This window comes from Pseudoteredinibacter isoporae (genome assembly GCF_040372805.1).
Classification (GTDB): Bacteria; Pseudomonadota; Gammaproteobacteria; order Pseudomonadales; family Cellvibrionaceae; genus Pseudoteredinibacter; species Pseudoteredinibacter isoporae_A.
The window spans coordinates 324,096-343,080 of record NZ_BAABWJ010000002.1; the positions used below are offsets into that span (position 1 = coordinate 324,096).

Here is an 18,985-nt window from a genome sequence, read left to right on the forward strand (position 1 = left end):
AGAGTGCCACTATGACAAAGCAAGCACTGCAAATGCCCGTAAGCGTACTGTTTGTATGTTTGGGAAATATTTGTCGCTCCCCGACAGCCGACGGCGTGTTTCAACAAAAGGTCAAAGCCGCCGGCCTGGCCGATCAGATTATCATTGATTCCGCCGGCACGGGTGGTTGGCATATTGGTAACCCGGCCGACCCACGCGCCTCCAAATACGCAGCCAAGCGTGGATACGATATGAGCGCATTGCGCGCACGACAGGTGGTGAGCAGCGATTTTGAGCGCTTCGATTATATTCTCGCCATGGACAACAATAATCTTCAGGATTTACAAGCCATGTGCCCCGATGCCTATCAGGATCGTGTGCAGCTGATGCTGGATTATTTGCCGGAAGATTTTCCAACGCCCACGAGCGAAGTGCCCGACCCATATTACGGCGGCGACGATGGTTTTGAATGGGTGTTGGATCTGATCGAAGCGGCATCGGATCGTCTATTGGCCGACATTCAACAGCGTCTGGCTTGAACACCATGAACGCCTTAATCGAGCATCAAGACCTGAGCGCATTTAATACCTTGGCCATACAAGCCGAGGCTCGTTTTTACTGGGCCATTGAAAGCCAGGCCGATCTCAGCGCAGCATTGACGTGGTATCGACAAGAAAACCCGCAGATGCCGTTGCTGGTGTTGGGCGGTGGCAGCAACATTATTTTGTCGGATCACTTTCCAGGCCTGGTGTTGCATATGCAAAACAAGGGTATCGCCTTGCTCGAAGAAAAGAGCGATGACGAAACGGTGTCAATCGATGTGGCCGCCGGTGAAAACTGGCATGAGCTGGTGTGTTACTGCTGCGAGCAAGGGTGGCATGGCCTGGAAAACCTGGCCCTGATTCCCGGCGCTGCTGGCGCCGCTCCAATTCAAAACATCGGTGCCTACGGCGTAGAACTGTGCGACGTCATGGACAGCCTGGAATGTCTGGAAGTCGACAGCGGAAAACGGTATCGCTTGAGCGCCGAACAATGCCAGTTTGCGTACCGCGATAGCCTTTTCAAAAAAGCTGGTGAGCCACGTCGCATTATCAGCAGCATTCGTCTCCGTTTGCGCCGTGAGGCTTGTCTGAATACTCAGTACCCGGGTCTGCAGCAAAGTCTGCACAGTTTGGGGGTGACACCCGAGCAGGCCAGCCCAGGTGATATCCTGCAAGCGGTGTGCAATCTGCGTCGGGCCAAATTACCCGACCCGGCAGCGTTACCAAATGTGGGCAGTTTTTTCAAAAACCCGATCGTCAGTGAAGGGCATTATCAGCAGCTGAAATCGGAATACGCTGATCTTGTTGCTTACCCTCATGGCGAAGATTATAAGCTGGCCGCCGGTTGGCTAATCGATCAAGCCGGATGGAAAGGGCATCGCGAAGCGCGGGTGGCCGTGCATGAGCAACAGGCCTTGGTGTTGGTAAATCATAAACGGGGTTCGGCAAAAGACGTGTTGGCACTGGCGCAGAAAATTCGCGACGATATCTGGCAGCGCTATCAAGTGTCACTGGAAATCGAGCCTCGCCATATTCAGGTCGACGGAGCACTGGCCCCGAGTTAGGGCTTGAATTCAAAACCCATTCAGTTAGAACGAAGATCAGCAATTCATGAGTGACAAACGCAAGCCAACGCCAAAAGAGCTTTCTAAAAAGCGTGCGGAAGACATTACCGCCCGCAAAGTAGAAGCTCGCGCCAGTGCCGAAGGTATTGCCCCGGCGCCAGAAGGGGGCTGCCAGTTTGATCACAAGAGTTTTTTGAAACAACTCACCCAGCGGCCCGGCATTTATCAAATGTACGATGCTGATGGCAAAATCCTGTACGTCGGTAAGGCCAAGAATTTAAAAAATCGGGTGTCCAGTTATTTTCGTTCCAGCGGTTTAAACAATAAGACCATGGCTTTGGTGGCGCGTATTGCGCGCGTGGATGTCACCGTCACCCATACTGAAGTTGAAGCGCTGATTCTGGAACAAAACCTGATTAAAGCTCAGCGCCCGCCCTTTAATATTTTATTGCGTGATGATAAATCCTACCCCTATGTGTTTCTATCGAGTGGGGAGGATTACCCCAGGGTATCCATGCATCGCGGTGCCAAGCGTAAAAAGGGCGAATACTTCGGGCCGTTCCCCAATGTGATGGCGGTAAAAGAGAGTCTGAGCTTCCTGCAAAAAACCTTCAAGGTGCGCCAGTGTGAAGATTCTGTATTTAAAAACCGCTCACGCCCATGTCTGCAATACCAAATCAAACGCTGTGATGGGCCCTGCGTAGAAGCCATCAGCAAAGAGAATTACGCTGAAGAAGTTCGCCACACCAAAATGTTCTTGCAGGGCGAAAGCGATGAGATTCTGGCCGAGCTGGCTGATCGTATGGAAAAGGCCTCGATGGATTTGCAGTTTGAACAAGCCGCTGTTTACCGTGATCAAATCAGTGCCTTGCGCAGTCTGCAAAGTCAGCGCGTAGTGGAATCGGGCAACGCCAATGTCGATGTGATTGCCATCGCCATTGAGCGCAACGTTTGCTGTATCCACCTGTTGTATATTCGCCAAGGGCGTATTCTGGGCAGTAAAAGTTATTACCCGAAAGACAATTTGGCCGCTGGCCCTGAAGTTATGCTCAACGATTTTGTCGGGCAGTATTACCTGGGCAATAAGGGCAGGGATGTTCCAAAGGATGTTATTCTGAGCCACCCTTTGCCCGATGCTGAGCTTTTGAGTGAAGCCATCAAAGAAAGCCTGGGTAAGAATATTCAGCTGCGCCACAGTGTGCGTAGCGAGCGCCAGAATTGGTTGCAGCTCGCCTTGAGTGCCGCCGAACAAAACCTGAAATCTCAGCTGGCCCGTAAACAAAACCTGCAACAGCGTTTTGAATTGCTGCAGGAGCGCTTGAATCTGGAATCCATTCCACAACGCATCGAATGTTTCGATATCAGCCACAGCAGTGGCGAACTTACCGTTGCCTCCTGTGTGGTGTTTGGCCCGGAAGGCGCCATCAAATCGGATTATCGCCGTTTCAATATCGACGGCATTACCGGTGGCGATGATTACGCCGCCATGGAGCAAGCGCTTAACCGTCGCTACAGCCGCATTCAGGAAGGTGAGGGTGTACTGCCGGATATTCTGCTTATCGACGGTGGCAAAGGTCAGCTCAGCCAGGCCAAGGCCGTGCTCGGTGAATTGGGTGTGCAAGACGTCACCATGATCGGTGTAGCCAAAGGCACCACGCGCAAAGCCGGCTTTGAAGTGCTGCACATGGCTGACAGCGGAGAAGAGTGGGTGTTGGATGCCACCGCGCCTGAATTGCACTTAATTCAACAGGTGCGCGACGAGGCACACCGTTTCGCCGTAACCGGCCACAAAGCCCGCCGGGATAAAAAGCGCCGCAGTTCCAGCCTGGAAGATATTCCAGGCGTCGGGGCCAAGCGCCGCCGCGAACTGCTGCGACACTTTGGTGGCCTGCCACAAATCAAAGGCGCCAGCGTTGATGATCTTGCGAAAGTAGAGGGCATCAGCAAAAAACTGGCCGCTGAAATCTACGGGCATTTTCACGCCGAATAAGCACGCCAAACTCTCAGCTTTACCCTGCGATGCTGGCCAATGCAGCCCAGATCAGGTAGGCTGCGCTTTTTTTGCAATAACTTCATGTTTTCAGGCTAAGTGTCTGATTTTTGCACTAAAATCGTAAAGACGGACTGAGCCAACAGAAACAAGATGACCTTAGCCAATCAACTGACATTATTACGCGTACTGCTCATCCCGGTGATTGTGCTGGTGTTTTACTTGCCTTATGGCTGGAGTTATCCCGTCGCGGCCTTCATTTTTGCGCTGGCCGGCGTGACCGATTGGCTCGACGGCTTTATCGCCCGTCGTTACAACCAGTCCACCGCCTTTGGTGCCTTCCTGGACCCGGTCGCTGACAAACTCATGGTCGCTTCCGCACTGGTGTTGCTGGTGCAGGCCCATTCCAGCGTCTGGCTCACCGTGCCTGCTGTGGTAATTATTGGCCGTGAGATCGTCATCTCCGCCCTGAGGGAATGGATGGCCGAACTGGGCGAACGTTCCAATGTTGCTGTTTCCTTTATCGGCAAAGTGAAAACCGCCGCCCAAATGGCTTCCATTACCGTATTGCTGGCGTTCCCTGTGGACGATCGCTACTGGCTGATCGATGTCGGTTATATTCTGCTGTACATCTCCGCTGGCCTTACCCTGTATTCCATGGTCCTCTACCTGCGCGCAGCCTGGCCATCATTGAAGCCATAAAACACAAACTGCCGTCTTTTTGTACGAATTTCGCCAAAGTCGCTCGCAATACTTGACAGTGAGCGGCCAAACCATAGAATAGCCGCTCTTTGCAAAAGCGGCCTTTTCAGCCCGCCAATGCAATAGGCACTAATGCGGCTAAGTCCCAGAAAGTACTAGGAATTTTCAAGCGGATGCATTAGAATTGCCGCCCTTATGGCGCGATGTCAGAGTGGTTATGTCACGGACTGCAACTCCGTTTACTCCGGTTCGATTCCGGATCGCGCCTCCACTTTCCCTTAGGTTGAATCCTTCAACTTAGGTGCCGCAAGGCAAACCCGATTGGCCCAGCTGATCGAAGTAGGGCTGCCTCCTACTTTAAAAAGCGTTGTTCTTTTCAATAGAGCATCGATTGGCACGAGTAGGGCCGCCATACCTACTATAAAAAATACCCCTCGACGCCCGGGTGGTGGAATTGGTAGACACAGGAGACTTAAAATCTCCCGCTAGCAATAGCGTGCCGGTTCAAGTCCGGCCCCGGGCACCACTTCTAGCGAAAGTAATCACTAATATCGTTTTCATAGTGGACACTTTCTTTGCGTAGTCTCGTGCCGTATTTCCTCTGTTTCTCTGAATTGCCTTTCATTGCGAATATTTGATAGTCGCCCTAATTATATTAGGGTCTTGTGTGGTTGGTTCTTTAGTATTAATCTCTTGCTCGCATTCTTAGTATTCAGTGACTTGAAATTCTTAACATAGAAAGGATATGAGTTGCCTGTGTGCTGAGCTTTCTTACTACCTTGATATCTATCCTCTCCGCCGTAGTTAAGTAAGAACAATGCGTTAATACGGTGGATCAAGGACATGTAACAGGATGTTGTACAAGTTTCTTCCCAGTAATATTGAAATCTACACCTTGTTGCTCATGGGTATTGGAGGGTAATTCAGTTGCTCGGTAATTAAGTTGTTATGTGTATCTTGTTCAATATAAAGAAGTAAATAATGGAACCTGATTTCACGAATGCGCTCGTAATAATTTCGTTATTTGAAATGTTGTTGGTTTTATCGTTTCCGGTCTGTCTATGTGAAAGGAACTACGGGGGTTAGATTGTCACTTCTACAACAAATTCAAGAGTCGGTGGTTCAAGATGACGCTGATCTTAGTTCGATCCTCTTAAAGCTGAGGTTGCTATCTGCAAGGTTAGGTAGCAACGCTCTAGAGGCGTGGGTTAGACACGAATCTGAGGGATATCCAGCAGATATTGCTGTTCCTTCTTATAGGCATGTAGGGGTGACGTATACAGGGTCATTTTCAGGCTCGTTTGGCGCTGCTATTAAAAATGCACAAATTCCTCCCTATCTTATTGAGTTGCATGCAGGTGAGCGGTGGGTGAATCATGAAATCCGTGAAAGTGTCGCCGCAATAGGTGAAATGGTAAGAAAAAATACCACCGAGGGTGGTAGCTTTGGAATAGATGCCTCAAACTTAATTTTACTTTTACAAGGTAAAATATACGAAGATTATTCTTGTGTTGATGTGAGGGGATCGATTTCTTCAACTTCATTGTATGAAATACAGCAAAGCGTTAGAAGTCGAATACTTGAATTAACTATTGAATTGGAAAGGTCGGTACCCGGCGCATCCCATGTGGCATTTGGTGCAAAAGAGCCAGAAAAGAAAGATGCTGAAAAGGTCCAACAAATCTCGCAGCAAATAATCTATGGGGATGTAACAACTGCGGTAGCAAATGGCGCTGGTTCACTTGTTTCAGTCGCGGTTAACGAAAGAGATTGCGATTCATTTGTTAAGCACCTTGTTGAGGCTGGTATTCCGGAAGCATCAGCGATAGAGCTAGCCGAGATTATTGCGTCAGAAGAGCCATTGGGAGCAGAAGAGCCGTTTGGGGCGAAAGCCACAAAGTGGCTAGTTTCAAATCTCAAGAAAGCTGCTGAAGGTACTTGGAATATAGGGGTTTCCATGGCTACAAAAGTTCTCACAGAAGCGGCTATGAAATATTATGGGTTAAAGTAAAATTTCGAGAGGAGCATTTTTTAGATCTGTTTTCGGTGTATGAGCTTTTGCAGTGGTGGATCTCAATTATCCTTGGTGGTCGAATTTATGAGTCAAATTAGAGTAAAGCTTACCAAGAGAAAGATAAAAAATGTCAAAGCTCGAAGAGATGTTAAGCGAAAGCGGGCAAGGGTGGGATTTATGGTTGAAAGAAATGGTGAGTACGAGGAATTTGGACGGTATCTCGATAGGCGAAAAACAGAAGAGTGGATAGTAAGCGCAAAAAAAACTCTGGATTGGTTTTTGTCGCATATGGGGGAGGATGAGTGGGTTAGACGTAGGAATTCCGTTGTTAAATATTTTCGCAAGCAACAAGATAGAGCGATTTCAGTCGACCCAAGGTTTGTCATAAAAGTTGAAGATGAAGATTCACGAGTGGCGTTCCATGAAGACTGGATAGCTTGGTATCTATATCTTGTGGAATCTGTTTATTACAGGCCTTATGTTGATGAGCCTTCTCAATCTGCTAGAGTGTATCCGTTTTTTTCTGCGATAGGTAGGTATGTTAAAATTGCAAAAAGCATAAAGGGTATTGAGGGTAAGCTTGATGAGCTTTTAAAAGGGAATAATAATCAACCAGATTCTCTACTTTTCGAGATTGTCGTTGCCATTATGTACAAAAGAAATGGTTGGTTGGTTGAATTTGTTCCAGAGAATCCGTTATCGCAAACACCAGATTTACTTGTTACGAGAAATGATGAGAAGTTGTATGTGGAATGTAAGCGACAAAAGAAGTCCACCGAGTATTTAGAATTAGAAAGGAAAGAGTGGAGAATCCGTTGGGAAAAACTCGTTCCCGTTATGGCTGAAATAAAAGTACCTATATTTTTAGATGTTAAATTTAAGGTTGAGCTATCTCAATCTTCAAGTGAGGTAATGGTTGATTCGTTTTTATCAATAATTCATCGTGGCCATATTGAAGATGGCGCCTCATTCGAAAATGACGAGGTTGTTGTCGAGGCTAAACTTATAAATATGAGTCGGGTTTATGAGCATTTTAGTAGGTATCAAGTGCGCTGGAATTCCCCTCAAATGATTGCTCTTTTTGCAGGCAGTTATGACGGGTTTGGGAGTTATTCTCAAGTTCATTTGCCCACGGGAATTAATGCTGTTGGCCCAGACGATGATGAGCACATACTCAATTTGTTTTGTGATGGGGTGAGTGAGGCCTATTGTGCTAAGTGGGAGTGTTTAGCCGAGGAGTCGATAAGTAAAAAGGCTAAAGATGTAAAGAAACTTCTTAGTAAGGCAGTTAATCAATCTCCGAAAGACTTTCCAACTGTTATTCATATTGGATATGAAACACTTCATGGGCCAGAAGTAGAATTTTTGAGGGAGAAAAAGATACGAACATCGATTAACAATTTCGACTTCAAAGATAAAGACATTCGCGCAGTTTATTGTCATGCAGTTCAATCATTTCATGAAATAGATAAGTTTGAATGTGCGGAGACGACTATGCGATTTGGTAAACAGGGGGTTCTGCCTGAAGATATACTATCTCATGATCTATTGTTGGATGAACCGGGTATGAATATAAAGAGTGATACTCATTGGAACGAAGACTTTTCAGAAATTTGAAGCTTAATAAACCAGTATGAATGATTAAGTTAATCAGTGTTTTATTAATTGTCTGAGCTGGGTGAAGATAATCACTTTCAGGGATGAAACTATGGACAGATTTGCAGGGCCGGAAGATATTTATGAATAACTTGTTGAAAATGCCCCAGAAAATGAAGAGTGGCTATTTGGTCTTGTGGCGTTTGCTGTTGTGGAGGAGCAAAAAATTGAATGGGTAAAGCATCAATTTGAAAAAGGAATATAGAGTCTAAGGCATTCATTGTGGCCGTTATTCAGTTTGAATCTTGTTTTAAAACTCTCCCAGGTGCTTCTGCCGTTCTCAAGAAAACCCCTCCAATTTTGGTTTACTTAGGTTAGCCGTGAGTTGAGTTTTTCAGTTATCGTGTTAATCAAATTAATTCTCCACTTTTAGGATCAGTTATACTTGACTCTAGTAAAATCTAATCAGTAGATAGAATTAGGCAACTTGTCTATGCCTGATCGCAAGTTACTTGTGTTAGCATTGGGTGGTAGTTAAAGGTGAGTGTCCCGTTTGTTCTTGTTTTTCTCCATTAAAATGATCTTCGCAAATCCATTTTTAATGAATGCCGGTGTCCCCCGTTAATGATGAAGAGCCGACAATAGCTCTTTTGACAGAGCTATTTTTATTTTAGCAAAAGGATTAAGAGTTGTTATGAAAATACCCATCGTTTCGAGTTTAGTTATTGTTGTTATTACTCTTGGTAGTTCTGTCGCTGTGAATGCAGCGGGCTCAAAGAACACGAGTGGCAAATCCGTGGTTTTGCCTGCGCCACAGGTGTCTATCGCAACCCATGATGCTTATTTTGAGCATTTAAAAACACATTGTGGCAAAGCTTACCAGGGGAAAATTACGGTTGACAACGCTAAAGGCGGCGGTTTTTCTGGCAAGAAATTAATCATGCATGTTCGCCGTTGTAGTGAGCGTGAATTACAGATCCCATTTCACGTAGGTGATGATGCTTCACGCACTTGGATTTTAACCAAAACGGGCTCTGGTATTTCGTTAAAACACGATCATCGCAAAGCTGATGGTAGTTATGATGACTCGACTATGTATGGCGGGCATACGCTTGATAGGGGCTGGGATCGCGTACAGTCGTTTCCTGCCGATCAATATTCAAAAGAGTTATTTGCCAAGCATGGTATTCCGCAATCGAGTGGCAACACCTGGCAAATGTTCATTTATCCTGATAAGTTCACTTATCGCATGGTCCGTGAAGGGCGTGAATTTAGAGTGGACTTTGATTTAACTAAGGCGATTTCGCCACCAGCAGCGCCTTGGGGTTACAGCGATTAATGGGCTGTTATTAAATGCTAAGGGCATCCACCTTCATTGGCTTAGCTCCGCGAGTAAAGAGCTAGGCCAATCCCCTGATCTTTAATTCCATCCTCAAAAACAGAGAGGTTTGGGTACCATCTGTAGTATTGCTCATCTTTGGTGTTTTCCTGCCAGTGTTTACTATGCAAAAGCTCCGGTTTTTCAATGATACGTCTCTTTAGTTGATGGAATATATGAGTTGCTGATACGATTTAAAGCGTCTAAAAAGGCATAACAAGAACATGTACAACCCAATAAAAAGAATAGATGAGGCCTTTCGAAAGGGGCCTGTGAAAGATGGATACAAGAGAGCTGTATTGCACCCTGCGGCAGAATGGTATGAAATCATCGCGTTTCTAAGTTTCTTGCCTGCAATGTTTATCTTTCTCCACGCCTTTGTGATATCCGCTGCAAATATGGTAGCCAGTTTTCAAATAGAAAAAGGGCAATTTGGGTTGGCTACTTCAATTATTGTAGTTTTTGATGTTTTACCTTTCGCAGCCTCTATTTGGGTATTGCTAGAATATGGGATTGGTATAGGTTCGCTTGGAATCGCTTTGTTGTGTGGCTCATTGGGTATATTGGGTTTAGTAGCTGTTCGTAAGCAACGTAGAAAAACGGCTGAAGCTGCCCGATAGGCAATTTTTATTTTCCGAAATACTCAAGTTCACCAATTGATTGAAAATGCCGAAATTTAATAAAGGAAGTCACACATGAGTCGAAGGAAAGAAATCGATAAGGAAGAATTCGATTTGACCTATCTATATAAGGTTATGAGATCCTTATTTCCAAAGAAAAATGACATCGCTTCAATGGAGGAGCTCAATGAGACTGTGGGGGAGCTTAAGAAATTTTCTATTCTTGCGAAGTGCGAAGTTCGAATGTTCCTTAAAAAGCACAGGGTTGCTTAAATAGGAAGGTTGAGCAAGGATTGCTGATGAAGTATTGGATATTGCTCTTTACCATGGTGTTTGTTGATTTCGCAGTTGCCCATGGCGGGAGGCTAAACAGCCAAGGATGTCACAATAATCGCAAAACAGGTGGGTATCATTGTCATCGAGGCTCTTCGTCAGTCAAACCTGCACCGAAGCTTAAATCCAGGGCTTCAGGAAGCTATTGAAACTGCAGTGAAGCGAGAGCGGCGGGTGTCGCCCCAATTCGTCGCGGTCGGCCGGGTTATGGTAGGCATCTTGATCGAGATGGTGATGGGATTGCGTGTGAATAGGCTTTGGATATGTAGATACCTCTGTATTTCACGGTAACTAGTAGGAATTCAGGCATTTTTGAGGTTTTGGAAGAGAGGTGGTGAGGAAGAGAAGAGGGAGGACGAGTGCCTTAGATAAGGACAGCGAGATATCAAGTTCTTTGTATATTGATGCATTCTTTCTCGTGATTTTTGGTCTTTGGGGGTTAGCCAGGTTGTTTATGTTGTTTTTTGATCACTCTCTTATATCTATATTGATTGCTATTTTTGTGTGTGCGATTGCCATACAATCCTTTTCAACGTTACGTGCTCTCAGAATACTAAGGAAAAACTTTCGATCCAACCCTGATAAACATAGGGATAGCGTAGTGCCTAAGCCTATTTTGTATCATGCTGTTTTCTGGTTTTTGCCTAGATATTGAGATGCCGACAATACAAGCAATTATTTGCTGTAAGCAAACTCGTTAGCTCATAGCTATGCTCGACACTCATTTCTCAACATCGAATCCAGGAGTAAATCACATTGGCCATGATTAACAGAGCGCTGTGGGTATCGTCTGTTGTATTGTTCATGTTCGGTATTTGTCTGCCAATGTTCACTATGCAAAAATTTCTTATTTTCAATGATACCTTCTCTTTGCTTGGTGGATTATACGAGTTGTTGACTAGTGGTGAGTTTTTTCTCTTCTCACTGATACTGGTATTTAGCGTATTAATGCCTGCTGGTAAATTTTACGTAAGTTTTATGCTGGCTTTCGATAAGCTCCACTCACCTGAGGAAAAGCTCAATACAGTCAAGAAGATGTTGCTGGTAGGGAAGTGGTCAATGGCTGATGTGTTTGTCATTGCAATTTTGGCATCCACCATCAAAGTGGGCGGTTTAGCTCATGTAAGCGTGCATATTGGTTTGTTTGTATTCTGTGCTTCGGCTCTATTAACCTTGGTACTGTCACATCGACTCATGTTGGATTATGAGTTGGCTGTTAAGGCAGTATGAATATGTTTGGGGCATCTTTCTAAAGGTTACTTGGGTTTAATCGTTAATTTACATTGAGTGGTTTGGAGTCGATACGGCTCGATAAATCCTGAATGCTTTTCTTTTTAAATGTTCATTGATTGATGTAATAAAAAGAAAGATTGCGAAAAATCGATGATGATATGAGTATGTGTTTAAGTGATATTGGTGTTCCATTTTCTACTTACCAATATAATAGCCATAGAAAAGCCATAATGTCGTTGCAATAATAGAGTTTCTTAGTAACATTTCTATTCCTTGATGGCTTGTAATTCCTATGATTAAGGGCTCTAGAGTTTTTAGCGAGTAAAAATATTGGAAGCGTAGTACTTGGAGTTGAATCCGAGCATCATGACTAAGGCGCCCGAAGTTTCGCCGAAATTATGTTTTCTCTCTCGGCTAGTGCTTCTACTGCACTTTAAAATTTTCGTTTAATCTAATTTCTCCGTACCCTTGTGTCTAGGTTGAGGATGGTTATTTGATCTTAGGGGATTTGCCAAATTGACATGCTAGCCTTGCTAACGTCGAGTTTTTATGCTCTTAGTTGCGTATGTATTACTTCTTGTAAATTTATAGACTGTTGTTTCTGAGGCTACCTTTGCCATTTTCAAGTAGCGGCAGGGGAATAATTAAAACGGGCTCTGACATAGATGTTTGACATTTTTATTCCCCTCCAGATGCCATCCTCCATTGTTTAAGCAATTTTCCCACTCTCGTTTGACTATGTCTTCAAGGTGTGCTTCTGAAGGCGACATAGTAAAACGTCGATATAACGCTATAAAAAAGTGTTTCATTTTAATCTTAATATAAGGATAAAAATCATTTCTAGTAGGCTTGATATCTATAGTGTCATAAAGTTCATCCACTATGCTCTTATCTGAATCGCCGCTAAAATCAACTTTCCTTGTAAGTTTATCCATTGCGGTTCCGGCCAAAAAACCAATTGCATACGAATGTCCTAAGACAGTGTAATGCTCATTGTATAGAAACTCATCCAAATTTGAGCAGAACTGATTTGCCGTTAAATCTATGCTTTTACTATTGTCATATGAGAACATCAAGTAGGATGCAGTTGTCTCACTTATTTGAACCTCACGGGTAATGTTGAATAGTTTTCCCATATCTAATTTATACTGATTATAGTAATGTTTGGACTTCTCTAAGTTTAGTATGTCTCCTGACTGTAGAAACTTACATATAAATTTAGCTTGCTGGCTTGAATAATAAGCAGCGTCATTTGGTAGCATTGAGTGTCTCACAAGCAAGCTATTTTTATCGGAGGCGTAATTACCAACAAAGTTGTAGTTGTATGGGTTTAATGTGATTTTGCTGAAATGGTGAAATAACTCGTGGGCTATTATAGCATTGGTCGATACGTCAAAGACGGATGAAAGGGGGTTGATATTATTTTGGGAGTAATAAATAACAGTGTGCCTTTTCTCGGATGGACATAAAGCTTTGGAAGCAATAAGGTCGCCAATGAAGCACACTTCGTCAAAGAAAATGGTGTCTCCACCGTTATCTAGTTCAAATTTAACTTTGTTTGGATACTTTAAAGCAAGAGGATTTTTTCTGCCAAAGATCTCACAGGTTTTGCTGTCAATGTCGCAACTAATTACATTATTTGATTGTAGGAATTCAACGTATTTCTCGCTTCCATGAAATCCATCAATGGACATCGCTAACACAATTGACGCGACAGTTGTTATTTTCATCAATAAAATGCTCGATCAGGCGTTAAGGGTGGCTATATAGCCACCCTTAACGATGTTTAATCGGAAGAACCTCCAGATTTTCCGCCAGAACAACTTACACTTGTCGAGCTGCTTGAGGTTTGCCCTCCGCTAGAATTCTGTGTGCTAGTAGTGGTAGAAACAGTAAACCCTCCGGGACCACAGGCAGCTGTTCCAACAGCTGAGTTTGTTTGTGTCGCAGTATTAACATTTGGTGCAGTAGGGTTGCTACTTTTACCACCCCCTAAAAGGATATTGAAACCAACTTTTGGACCATATCTCTGTGCCATTGGAATAGCAACTGCAACTCTCATTGAGAGTGGTAGCGCGTTAGCACTTAAGCTTATAGGGTCGTTATGGCCGTTAATACTGCCACCAGAAACCTGTTCCATTTCATTAATATTCAAGTCCCTAATCATAATCATTCCTTTACTATTTAACTTTACAATAAAACTCATAAGTTGAGTTAGAAAAACCTCAAACATTTTTATGGTGTTTAGGGTTTTAGATTTAAAATGCCCAATCCATTTGGATCGTTAAAGCTACCAGCAAATTTATAAGATGGTCAACAGTTAATAAATATTTTTGCTAATGTAAATCAGGGTGATTTTTTTGTTTTTTTATGTTGGTTTAGGGATGTTAAACATAAAATACTATCTTAGTGTCAAATTAATTATTTTTAACTAAACCATTAGGCTTAAAAATACAGATGGCTGTTCCAAATGTAATTCCTTTCTATTACATTTTTCCTTTGGAAAAGGAAACCCCAGTGAATTTATTTAGCGTACTACAAGGGAAGCACTCGGCTTCTGTTGTTCACCAATCTGAAGCCGCAGAATGCGGACTTGCTTGCTTAGCGATGGTATTGTTCCATCACGGTTATCATACTGATCTTGCAACACTACGCAGTCGATATTCGGTTTCATTAAAAGGAACCAATCTTCAAAACCTTATGGCTGTTGCCAATCAGCTCAATCTTTCTCCGCGCCCCTTACGTCTGGACTTGGAAGACCTGCCAGATTTGGAGGTGCCTGCCATTTTGCATTGGGGCTTGAATCATTTTGTCGTTTTGATCAAAGCGGGTCGTAAAAAGTGTCTTATCCATGATCCGGCACGGGGAGCGGTTACCCTGGCAATTGATGAGGTATCAAAGTACTTTACCGGTGTGGCTCTTGAACTTCGTCCAACGACAGATTTTGAAAGGAAGGAGGAGGTTAAACCGGTACGGATCACGGATTTTTGGAGCTCAATTAGAGGTTTGGTTCCAAGTATCACTCAGTTGTTTATTTTGAGTTTGCTGCTTCAATGCATTGGCTTGGTCATGCCACTGTTCCAACAAATGGTGGTTGATGATGCGATTACAAAGCAAGATTTGGATTTTCTTACCGTTCTTGCAATGGGCTTCGCGATGATCGGTGTGATTAATATTGTTCTCGGGTGGTTGCGCTCTTACTTGGTTCTCTATTTTTCGACAGCTTTAAATTTTCAGATGAAGCTGAATTTGTTTCAACATGTTTTAAAGCTGCCTGTTGAATTCTTTGAGAAACGTCATATTGGCGATATTACTTCACGGTTTGGTTCGCTTTCTCCTGTTGCTGATCTTTTTACGTCTGGGTTTATTGCCATCGTGCTGGACGGCATTATGGCGATTACGACCTTGGTAATGGCGTTTTTCTATAGTGTAAAACTCACGCTGATCGTTATTGGTTTTCTCATTATTGGTTTTCTTATCGAGTTGCTTACGTTTCCTTATGAGAAGCGGAAAAATGAGGAAATCCTGCATCGTTCGGCCAAAGCGGAAAGTAATTTTTTGGAGTCAATACGGGCCATTCGGGCGATTAAGCTTTTTGGGCAAGAGTCGGCGCGTGAGTCTCAGTGGCAAAACCTGAATATCGATACTCTCAACTCTCAAATTACCCTGGATAAATTCAATATCAATATCGGTGTTGGTACCGGCCTTATTGGTGTTGCTCAGTCCATACTAACCATGTATTTGAGTGCTCAGTTGGTGATTGAAGGCAGCATGACCTTGGGGATGTTATTTGCTTATCAAGCTTACTCAGGGCAATTCAGCTCACGTTTATCAGCGCTGATTGGCCAGTATATGAGTTTTCGTATGCTTAAGCTGCATTTGGAGCGCCTGGCGGATATTGTGCATACGGAGCCTGAAATTCCCGTGGCTAAGAAGAAGGCTTTGCTCTCGAACAATAAGATTCATGGGCATTTAACATTAAAGCAAGCTGATTTTCGCTATGGAGAGCAAGACCCATGGATTCTAAAGGACATTGATTTAGACATTAAGCCCAGAGAGATGGTGGCAATTGTGGGGCCGTCAGGTGGAGGCAAAACGACGTTATTGAAAGTGCTGCTGGGAATATTGAAGCCACAAAACAGCGAGCTACGGGTTGATAACACACCATTAAGTAGTTTCGGCCTGGAAGCTTATCGCCAGGGCATTGGTGTGGTTATGCAGGATGACCAGCTTTTATCCGGCTCATTGGCGGATAACATCAGCTTTTTTGATCCTCAGATCGATCGCGAATTTATGGAAAAGTGTGCCAAGGCCGCATGCATTCATGAGGACATTATTAGGAACCCCATGGGTTACGATACTTTGATTGGTGATATGGGGACGACCTTATCTGGCGGTCAGAAGCAAAGGGTATTGATTGCCCGGGCGCTGTACCGCAGGCCGCGTGTTCTTTTTCTGGACGAGGGCACGGCTAATTTGGATATGGAAACAGAATCCAAAATAGCAAAGATGATTGAGAGGCTCCCCATTACACGCGTTGTGATTGCTCATCGGCCAGCCTTGATTGACGTGGCTGATCGTGTGGTGCATATGCAGGATGGAGTTGTGCAGGAATTCTATCCACAAGGCAGAATGGATAAAGGCTCATGAGCAGCTTATTCAGAAAGGAAGCCATCGATCATCAGCGTACTCGCCTGTGGGGGGAAGTACTTATTGTTCAACCGAAGAGCTTTAAATGGTTGGTCATGGTTTTCTTGCTGGGAATTGCCGCCGTTGCAGTCTTTGCAAGTTTGCAGAGTTATAAGAGAAAAGAAACCGTCATGGGTTTTTTGGTACCCAAAGGAGGCTTGGCTAAGGTCAGCAGCGAGAGAGGGGGCATTGTTACTGAGGTTTTGGTTGAAAATGGTCAAGCAGTTAAAGCCGGGCAAAACCTGATTAAAATCGTGCAGCCGAGAAACACCGCCAGCGGACAAAACAACGATAGCCAACTAAAAGCGTCACTGAGCCGGGAGCTGGAAGCTGTAAACCATCACTTGGAACATATGGAAGAGCGATATCAGCGGGAAGTGATGAATCTGGAAAAACGTTTAAAAGGCAGGAAACAGGAAGTTGCCACTCTCAGATCCGAACTGGAGTTAATTAAGCAACAGCAACGCTTGGCCGAAAGCCAGCGTAAAGGCGCAGAGCAATTGAAGCAAAAAGGCTTCGTATCCAAAAATAATGTCGATAGCTTGCTTAGCAGAGAATTGGATTTACAACAGCAGGGATTGAACCGTCAGCGTTTACTCGATTCGATGATGGTCGACATCTCAAATCTGAGAAATGAAATCGAGGTGAAAACGCCGCATTACTTCGAAGAGGAGCGAATGAACCTGGAGCGACGGGGAGAGACCCTGATGAGAGAGCTAGCCAGTGTTGAATTATCCTCCGCTTATACTTTAACAGCTGCAATAGCAGGGGTTGTCGGCAACCTCATCGTTAATAATGGTGAAATGGTGGTTCCGGGGCGTGCTTTGATGAGCTTAAGGCCCAAAAACTCCAAGCTAATCGCTCGTTTACTTGTACCCAGTCGAGCGGCTGGTTTGATTGAGGTGGGGCAGGGAGTCAAAATTCAATACGACGCTTTTCCTTATCAGCGCTTCGGCGTATTCAATGGCGATGTATTAGAAGTTTCCCAAGGTGTGAGAACCCCCAGTGAAATGCCGGTGCCCGTTGCAATTCAGGAAGCCTTTTATCTTGTGGATGTCGAATTGGAAAGCCAAGCTATAACGGCTCAGGGTAAAGATGTTCTTTTAAAATCCGGTATGCAGCTCAAAGCGGATATCGTTCTGGAAGAACGCTCACTGTTGGAATGGATATTTGAGCCACTGCTGAGTATTTCCGGCCGTTTATAGTCTTCCTGCAAAGCCGCATGGAATTCGACTCAGTATGGCATCAATTGGGTCTTGCGCATTTTCTTTAAGGTTAAGATGATGTCGCTTGGCCCAGGGGGTAGATTTAAGCTCAAAAACACCCCTTCAAGTAATCAATAAGTAACCGAATCTTTTGGGGCGTGTAGCTCATTTTTTGGTAGTACAGATAGGTTTCAAACGGTTTGCTTTTGTGATCTGGCAGCACGTTTATCAGTGCGCCAGAGCTGAGTTCACTGCTAATAATGGCTTCGGGTATGTAGGCGAGGCCAAGACCGCTTGAGGCTGATGAGATGATGATTTCAGTATTGTCAGAGCAGATATAGGGTTCGATGGTGATTTCATTGTAGTTGCTAAATGTCCAGCTATAGTTCGGTTTTCCTACGCCATAAACCAAACATCGATGCTTCTGTACATCAGAGATATGTTTTATTTCAGCGTGCCGATCCAGATAGCCTGGCGACGCAAATAATGAGTTTTGATATTTGAATAATGGAACCCCCACAAAGCTGGAGGCGTTCAGTTCGTCGAGCTTCCTGCAAATGGTGATATCAGCACTTAAATTCGGAAGTTGTTCATAACTTGTATTCATTAGCTCAAGTGTGATGCCTGGGTATTGCTGCTGAAATGCTTTCAGTGTTGGCACAATAAGGCGACTGCTCAAGGGTTGAGGTGAGCTAATGCGGATGGTGCCTTTGGGATGGGTGTTTAGACTTGTCACTTCTTCGATAGACGCGTCCCAATGTTGGCTTATATTGCGGATGCGCTCATAAAAAACCTCACCTGTTTCAGTCAGTTCTATATGGCGAGTTGTTCTTTTTAACAGTTGCACCCCAAGCTCGCTCTCTAGATGCATCAGCTTTTTGCTGATTACCGATGGGTTCAAGCTCAATGCTTCTGCGGCTTTGATCATTGAGCCGTGTTCAACAATGGCCTTAAAGATCAGGGCAGAATCAAATACCTTCATATTGTTGCCGTATTGGAAATAGTGTCTTTATATATTATTAGATTATCTCCATTTTGAAAATGGTTACGATGTCAGCCGAATAAGGTCACTCACCCCACAAGGAATCAATAGATGATGCAGTCAATATGTCTTGAAATCGTTAAATGGAAGAGCAATGAAGGTGTTTCAGATGCGGATATGATCGCCACAGTGAATGGCATGGTAGCCGACCTCAAAGGCTGCGAAGGCTTTGTTCATCAATCCCTGTATAAGAATTCAGAGAACGAGTGGGTCGATATTTACTACTGGGAGGATGAGTTTTGCGCCCATGACTCAAACCAATATATGGCTGATAAGGATTCCCTTCGCTTGCTCCTGGCATTGATCGAGCCCGATTCGGTGTCGATGGAAGTATTGCCTCTGTTGCAAAGTTCCGGCGAACTTAGCGTTACCTAGTGTGTTCACCTCTTTATTGGCGGGGGCCAGCATGGGGTTTCTTGCTGGCAGTAATCCCCCAATTGCTTTCATCTGCTTAAACTTGATTTAATAAATCATGGCCAGGCTAGGTGCTGGCGATTGGGGGGGTAACGCTTTTTCGGTAGATTTGAATAAAAAGCAATCAATGTCGCGACAGTGTCGTGTTGTTGTCCCTGAATTTCTGCGATAAAGACTGTGTAGC

The 18,985-nt window shown here is 44.3% G+C and carries 16 protein-coding genes, 2 tRNA genes and 1 pseudogene; 16 read left to right on the forward strand and 3 right to left on the reverse strand.

Annotation, left to right across the window (positions count from 1 at the left end; all coding sequences use genetic code 11):
• The first annotated feature begins 11 nt into the window (after positions 1–11).
• From ABWW03_RS07905 to ABWW03_RS07965, 13 genes and pseudogenes are all read left to right on the forward strand, one after another.
• Positions 12–518 carry a low molecular weight protein-tyrosine-phosphatase gene (locus ABWW03_RS07905; protein ID WP_353407511.1) on the forward strand — a complete coding sequence of 169 codons (507 nt, stop codon included), beginning with the start codon at positions 12–14 and terminating at the stop codon, positions 516–518.
• 5 nt (positions 519–523) lie between these two features.
• Positions 524–1,585 (forward strand): UDP-N-acetylmuramate dehydrogenase, encoded by a 1,062-nt coding sequence (gene murB / locus ABWW03_RS07910; protein WP_353407512.1) that lies wholly within the window; start codon positions 524–526, stop codon positions 1,583–1,585.
• 46 nt (positions 1,586–1,631) lie between these two features.
• On the forward strand, positions 1,632–3,575 hold the full coding sequence (gene uvrC, locus ABWW03_RS07915) for an excinuclease ABC subunit UvrC (protein ID WP_353407513.1): 1,944 nt from the start codon (positions 1,632–1,634) through the stop codon (positions 3,573–3,575).
• A 153-nt stretch (positions 3,576–3,728) separates the two neighbouring features.
• Complete coding sequence (gene pgsA / locus ABWW03_RS07920) at positions 3,729–4,277, forward strand: CDP-diacylglycerol--glycerol-3-phosphate 3-phosphatidyltransferase (protein WP_353407514.1); 549 nt, start codon at positions 3,729–3,731, stop codon at positions 4,275–4,277.
• A gap of 197 nt (positions 4,278–4,474) precedes the next feature.
• A tRNA-Cys gene (locus ABWW03_RS07925) sits at positions 4,475–4,548 on the forward strand.
• A 168-nt stretch (positions 4,549–4,716) separates the two neighbouring features.
• Positions 4,717–4,803: transfer RNA gene (locus tag ABWW03_RS07930), tRNA-Leu, on the forward strand.
• A 561-nt stretch (positions 4,804–5,364) separates the two neighbouring features.
• Entirely contained in the window at positions 5,365–6,288 is a 924-nt protein-coding gene (locus tag ABWW03_RS07935) for a hypothetical protein (protein ID WP_353407515.1), read from the forward strand.
• Positions 6,289–6,375: 87 nt separating this feature from the next.
• Positions 6,376–7,908, forward strand: a complete 1,533-nt coding sequence (locus tag ABWW03_RS07940) for a hypothetical protein (protein WP_353407516.1) — start codon at positions 6,376–6,378, stop codon at positions 7,906–7,908.
• Between the two features lie 673 nt (positions 7,909–8,581).
• Positions 8,582–9,226 (forward strand): hypothetical protein, encoded by a 645-nt coding sequence (locus ABWW03_RS07945; protein WP_353407517.1) that lies wholly within the window; start codon positions 8,582–8,584, stop codon positions 9,224–9,226.
• A gap of 263 nt (positions 9,227–9,489) precedes the next feature.
• Positions 9,490–9,885 carry a hypothetical protein gene (locus tag ABWW03_RS07950; protein ID WP_353407518.1) on the forward strand — a complete coding sequence of 132 codons (396 nt, stop codon included), beginning with the start codon at positions 9,490–9,492 and terminating at the stop codon, positions 9,883–9,885.
• 326 nt (positions 9,886–10,211) lie between these two features.
• Positions 10,212–10,367, forward strand: coding sequence for a YHYH domain-containing protein (locus ABWW03_RS07955; protein WP_353407588.1), 156 nt, complete (start codon positions 10,212–10,214; stop codon positions 10,365–10,367).
• A 12-nt stretch (positions 10,368–10,379) separates the two neighbouring features.
• Positions 10,380–10,472: pseudogene (locus tag ABWW03_RS07960) on the forward strand (excalibur calcium-binding domain-containing protein); the annotation flags it as partial.
• Positions 10,473–10,980: 508 nt separating this feature from the next.
• On the forward strand, positions 10,981–11,448 hold the full coding sequence (locus ABWW03_RS07965; RefSeq protein WP_353407589.1) for a paraquat-inducible protein A: 468 nt from the start codon (positions 10,981–10,983) through the stop codon (positions 11,446–11,448).
• 647 nt (positions 11,449–12,095) lie between these two features.
• Here the strand turns inward: ABWW03_RS07965 and ABWW03_RS07970 are convergent.
• Both ABWW03_RS07970 and ABWW03_RS07975 read right to left on the reverse strand, forming a co-directional pair.
• A complete protein-coding gene (locus tag ABWW03_RS07970) occupies positions 12,096–13,181 on the reverse strand; it encodes a hypothetical protein (protein WP_353407520.1) in 1,086 nt (361 codons plus the stop codon).
• A 56-nt stretch (positions 13,182–13,237) separates the two neighbouring features.
• Entirely contained in the window at positions 13,238–13,657 is a 420-nt protein-coding gene (locus tag ABWW03_RS07975) for a hypothetical protein (protein ID WP_353407521.1), read from the reverse strand.
• Between the two features lie 251 nt (positions 13,658–13,908).
• Here ABWW03_RS07975 and ABWW03_RS07980 point away from each other — a divergent pair, with 251 nt between their 5' ends.
• Together ABWW03_RS07980 and ABWW03_RS07985 are read left to right on the forward strand one after the other, a co-directional pair.
• Positions 13,909–16,101, forward strand: a complete 2,193-nt coding sequence (locus tag ABWW03_RS07980; RefSeq protein ID WP_353407524.1) for a peptidase domain-containing ABC transporter — start codon at positions 13,909–13,911, stop codon at positions 16,099–16,101.
• Positions 16,098–17,345: an HlyD family efflux transporter periplasmic adaptor subunit gene (locus tag ABWW03_RS07985; RefSeq protein ID WP_353407525.1), complete on the forward strand. Its 1,248-nt coding sequence runs from the start codon at positions 16,098–16,100 to the stop codon at positions 17,343–17,345. Before ABWW03_RS07980 ends, ABWW03_RS07985 begins: the two co-directional genes overlap by 4 nt.
• Before the next feature lie 109 nt (positions 17,346–17,454).
• Here ABWW03_RS07985 and ABWW03_RS07990 read toward each other — a convergent pair whose 3' ends face one another.
• On the reverse strand, positions 17,455–18,327 hold the full coding sequence (locus ABWW03_RS07990) for a LysR family transcriptional regulator (RefSeq protein WP_353407526.1): 873 nt from the start codon (positions 18,325–18,327) through the stop codon (positions 17,455–17,457).
• A 111-nt stretch (positions 18,328–18,438) separates the two neighbouring features.
• On the opposite strand from ABWW03_RS07990, the gene ABWW03_RS07995 reads away from it, so the two are divergent.
• Positions 18,439–18,762, forward strand: coding sequence for a hypothetical protein (locus ABWW03_RS07995; protein ID WP_353407527.1), 324 nt, complete (start codon positions 18,439–18,441; stop codon positions 18,760–18,762).
• Positions 18,763–18,985 lie beyond the last annotated feature (223 nt).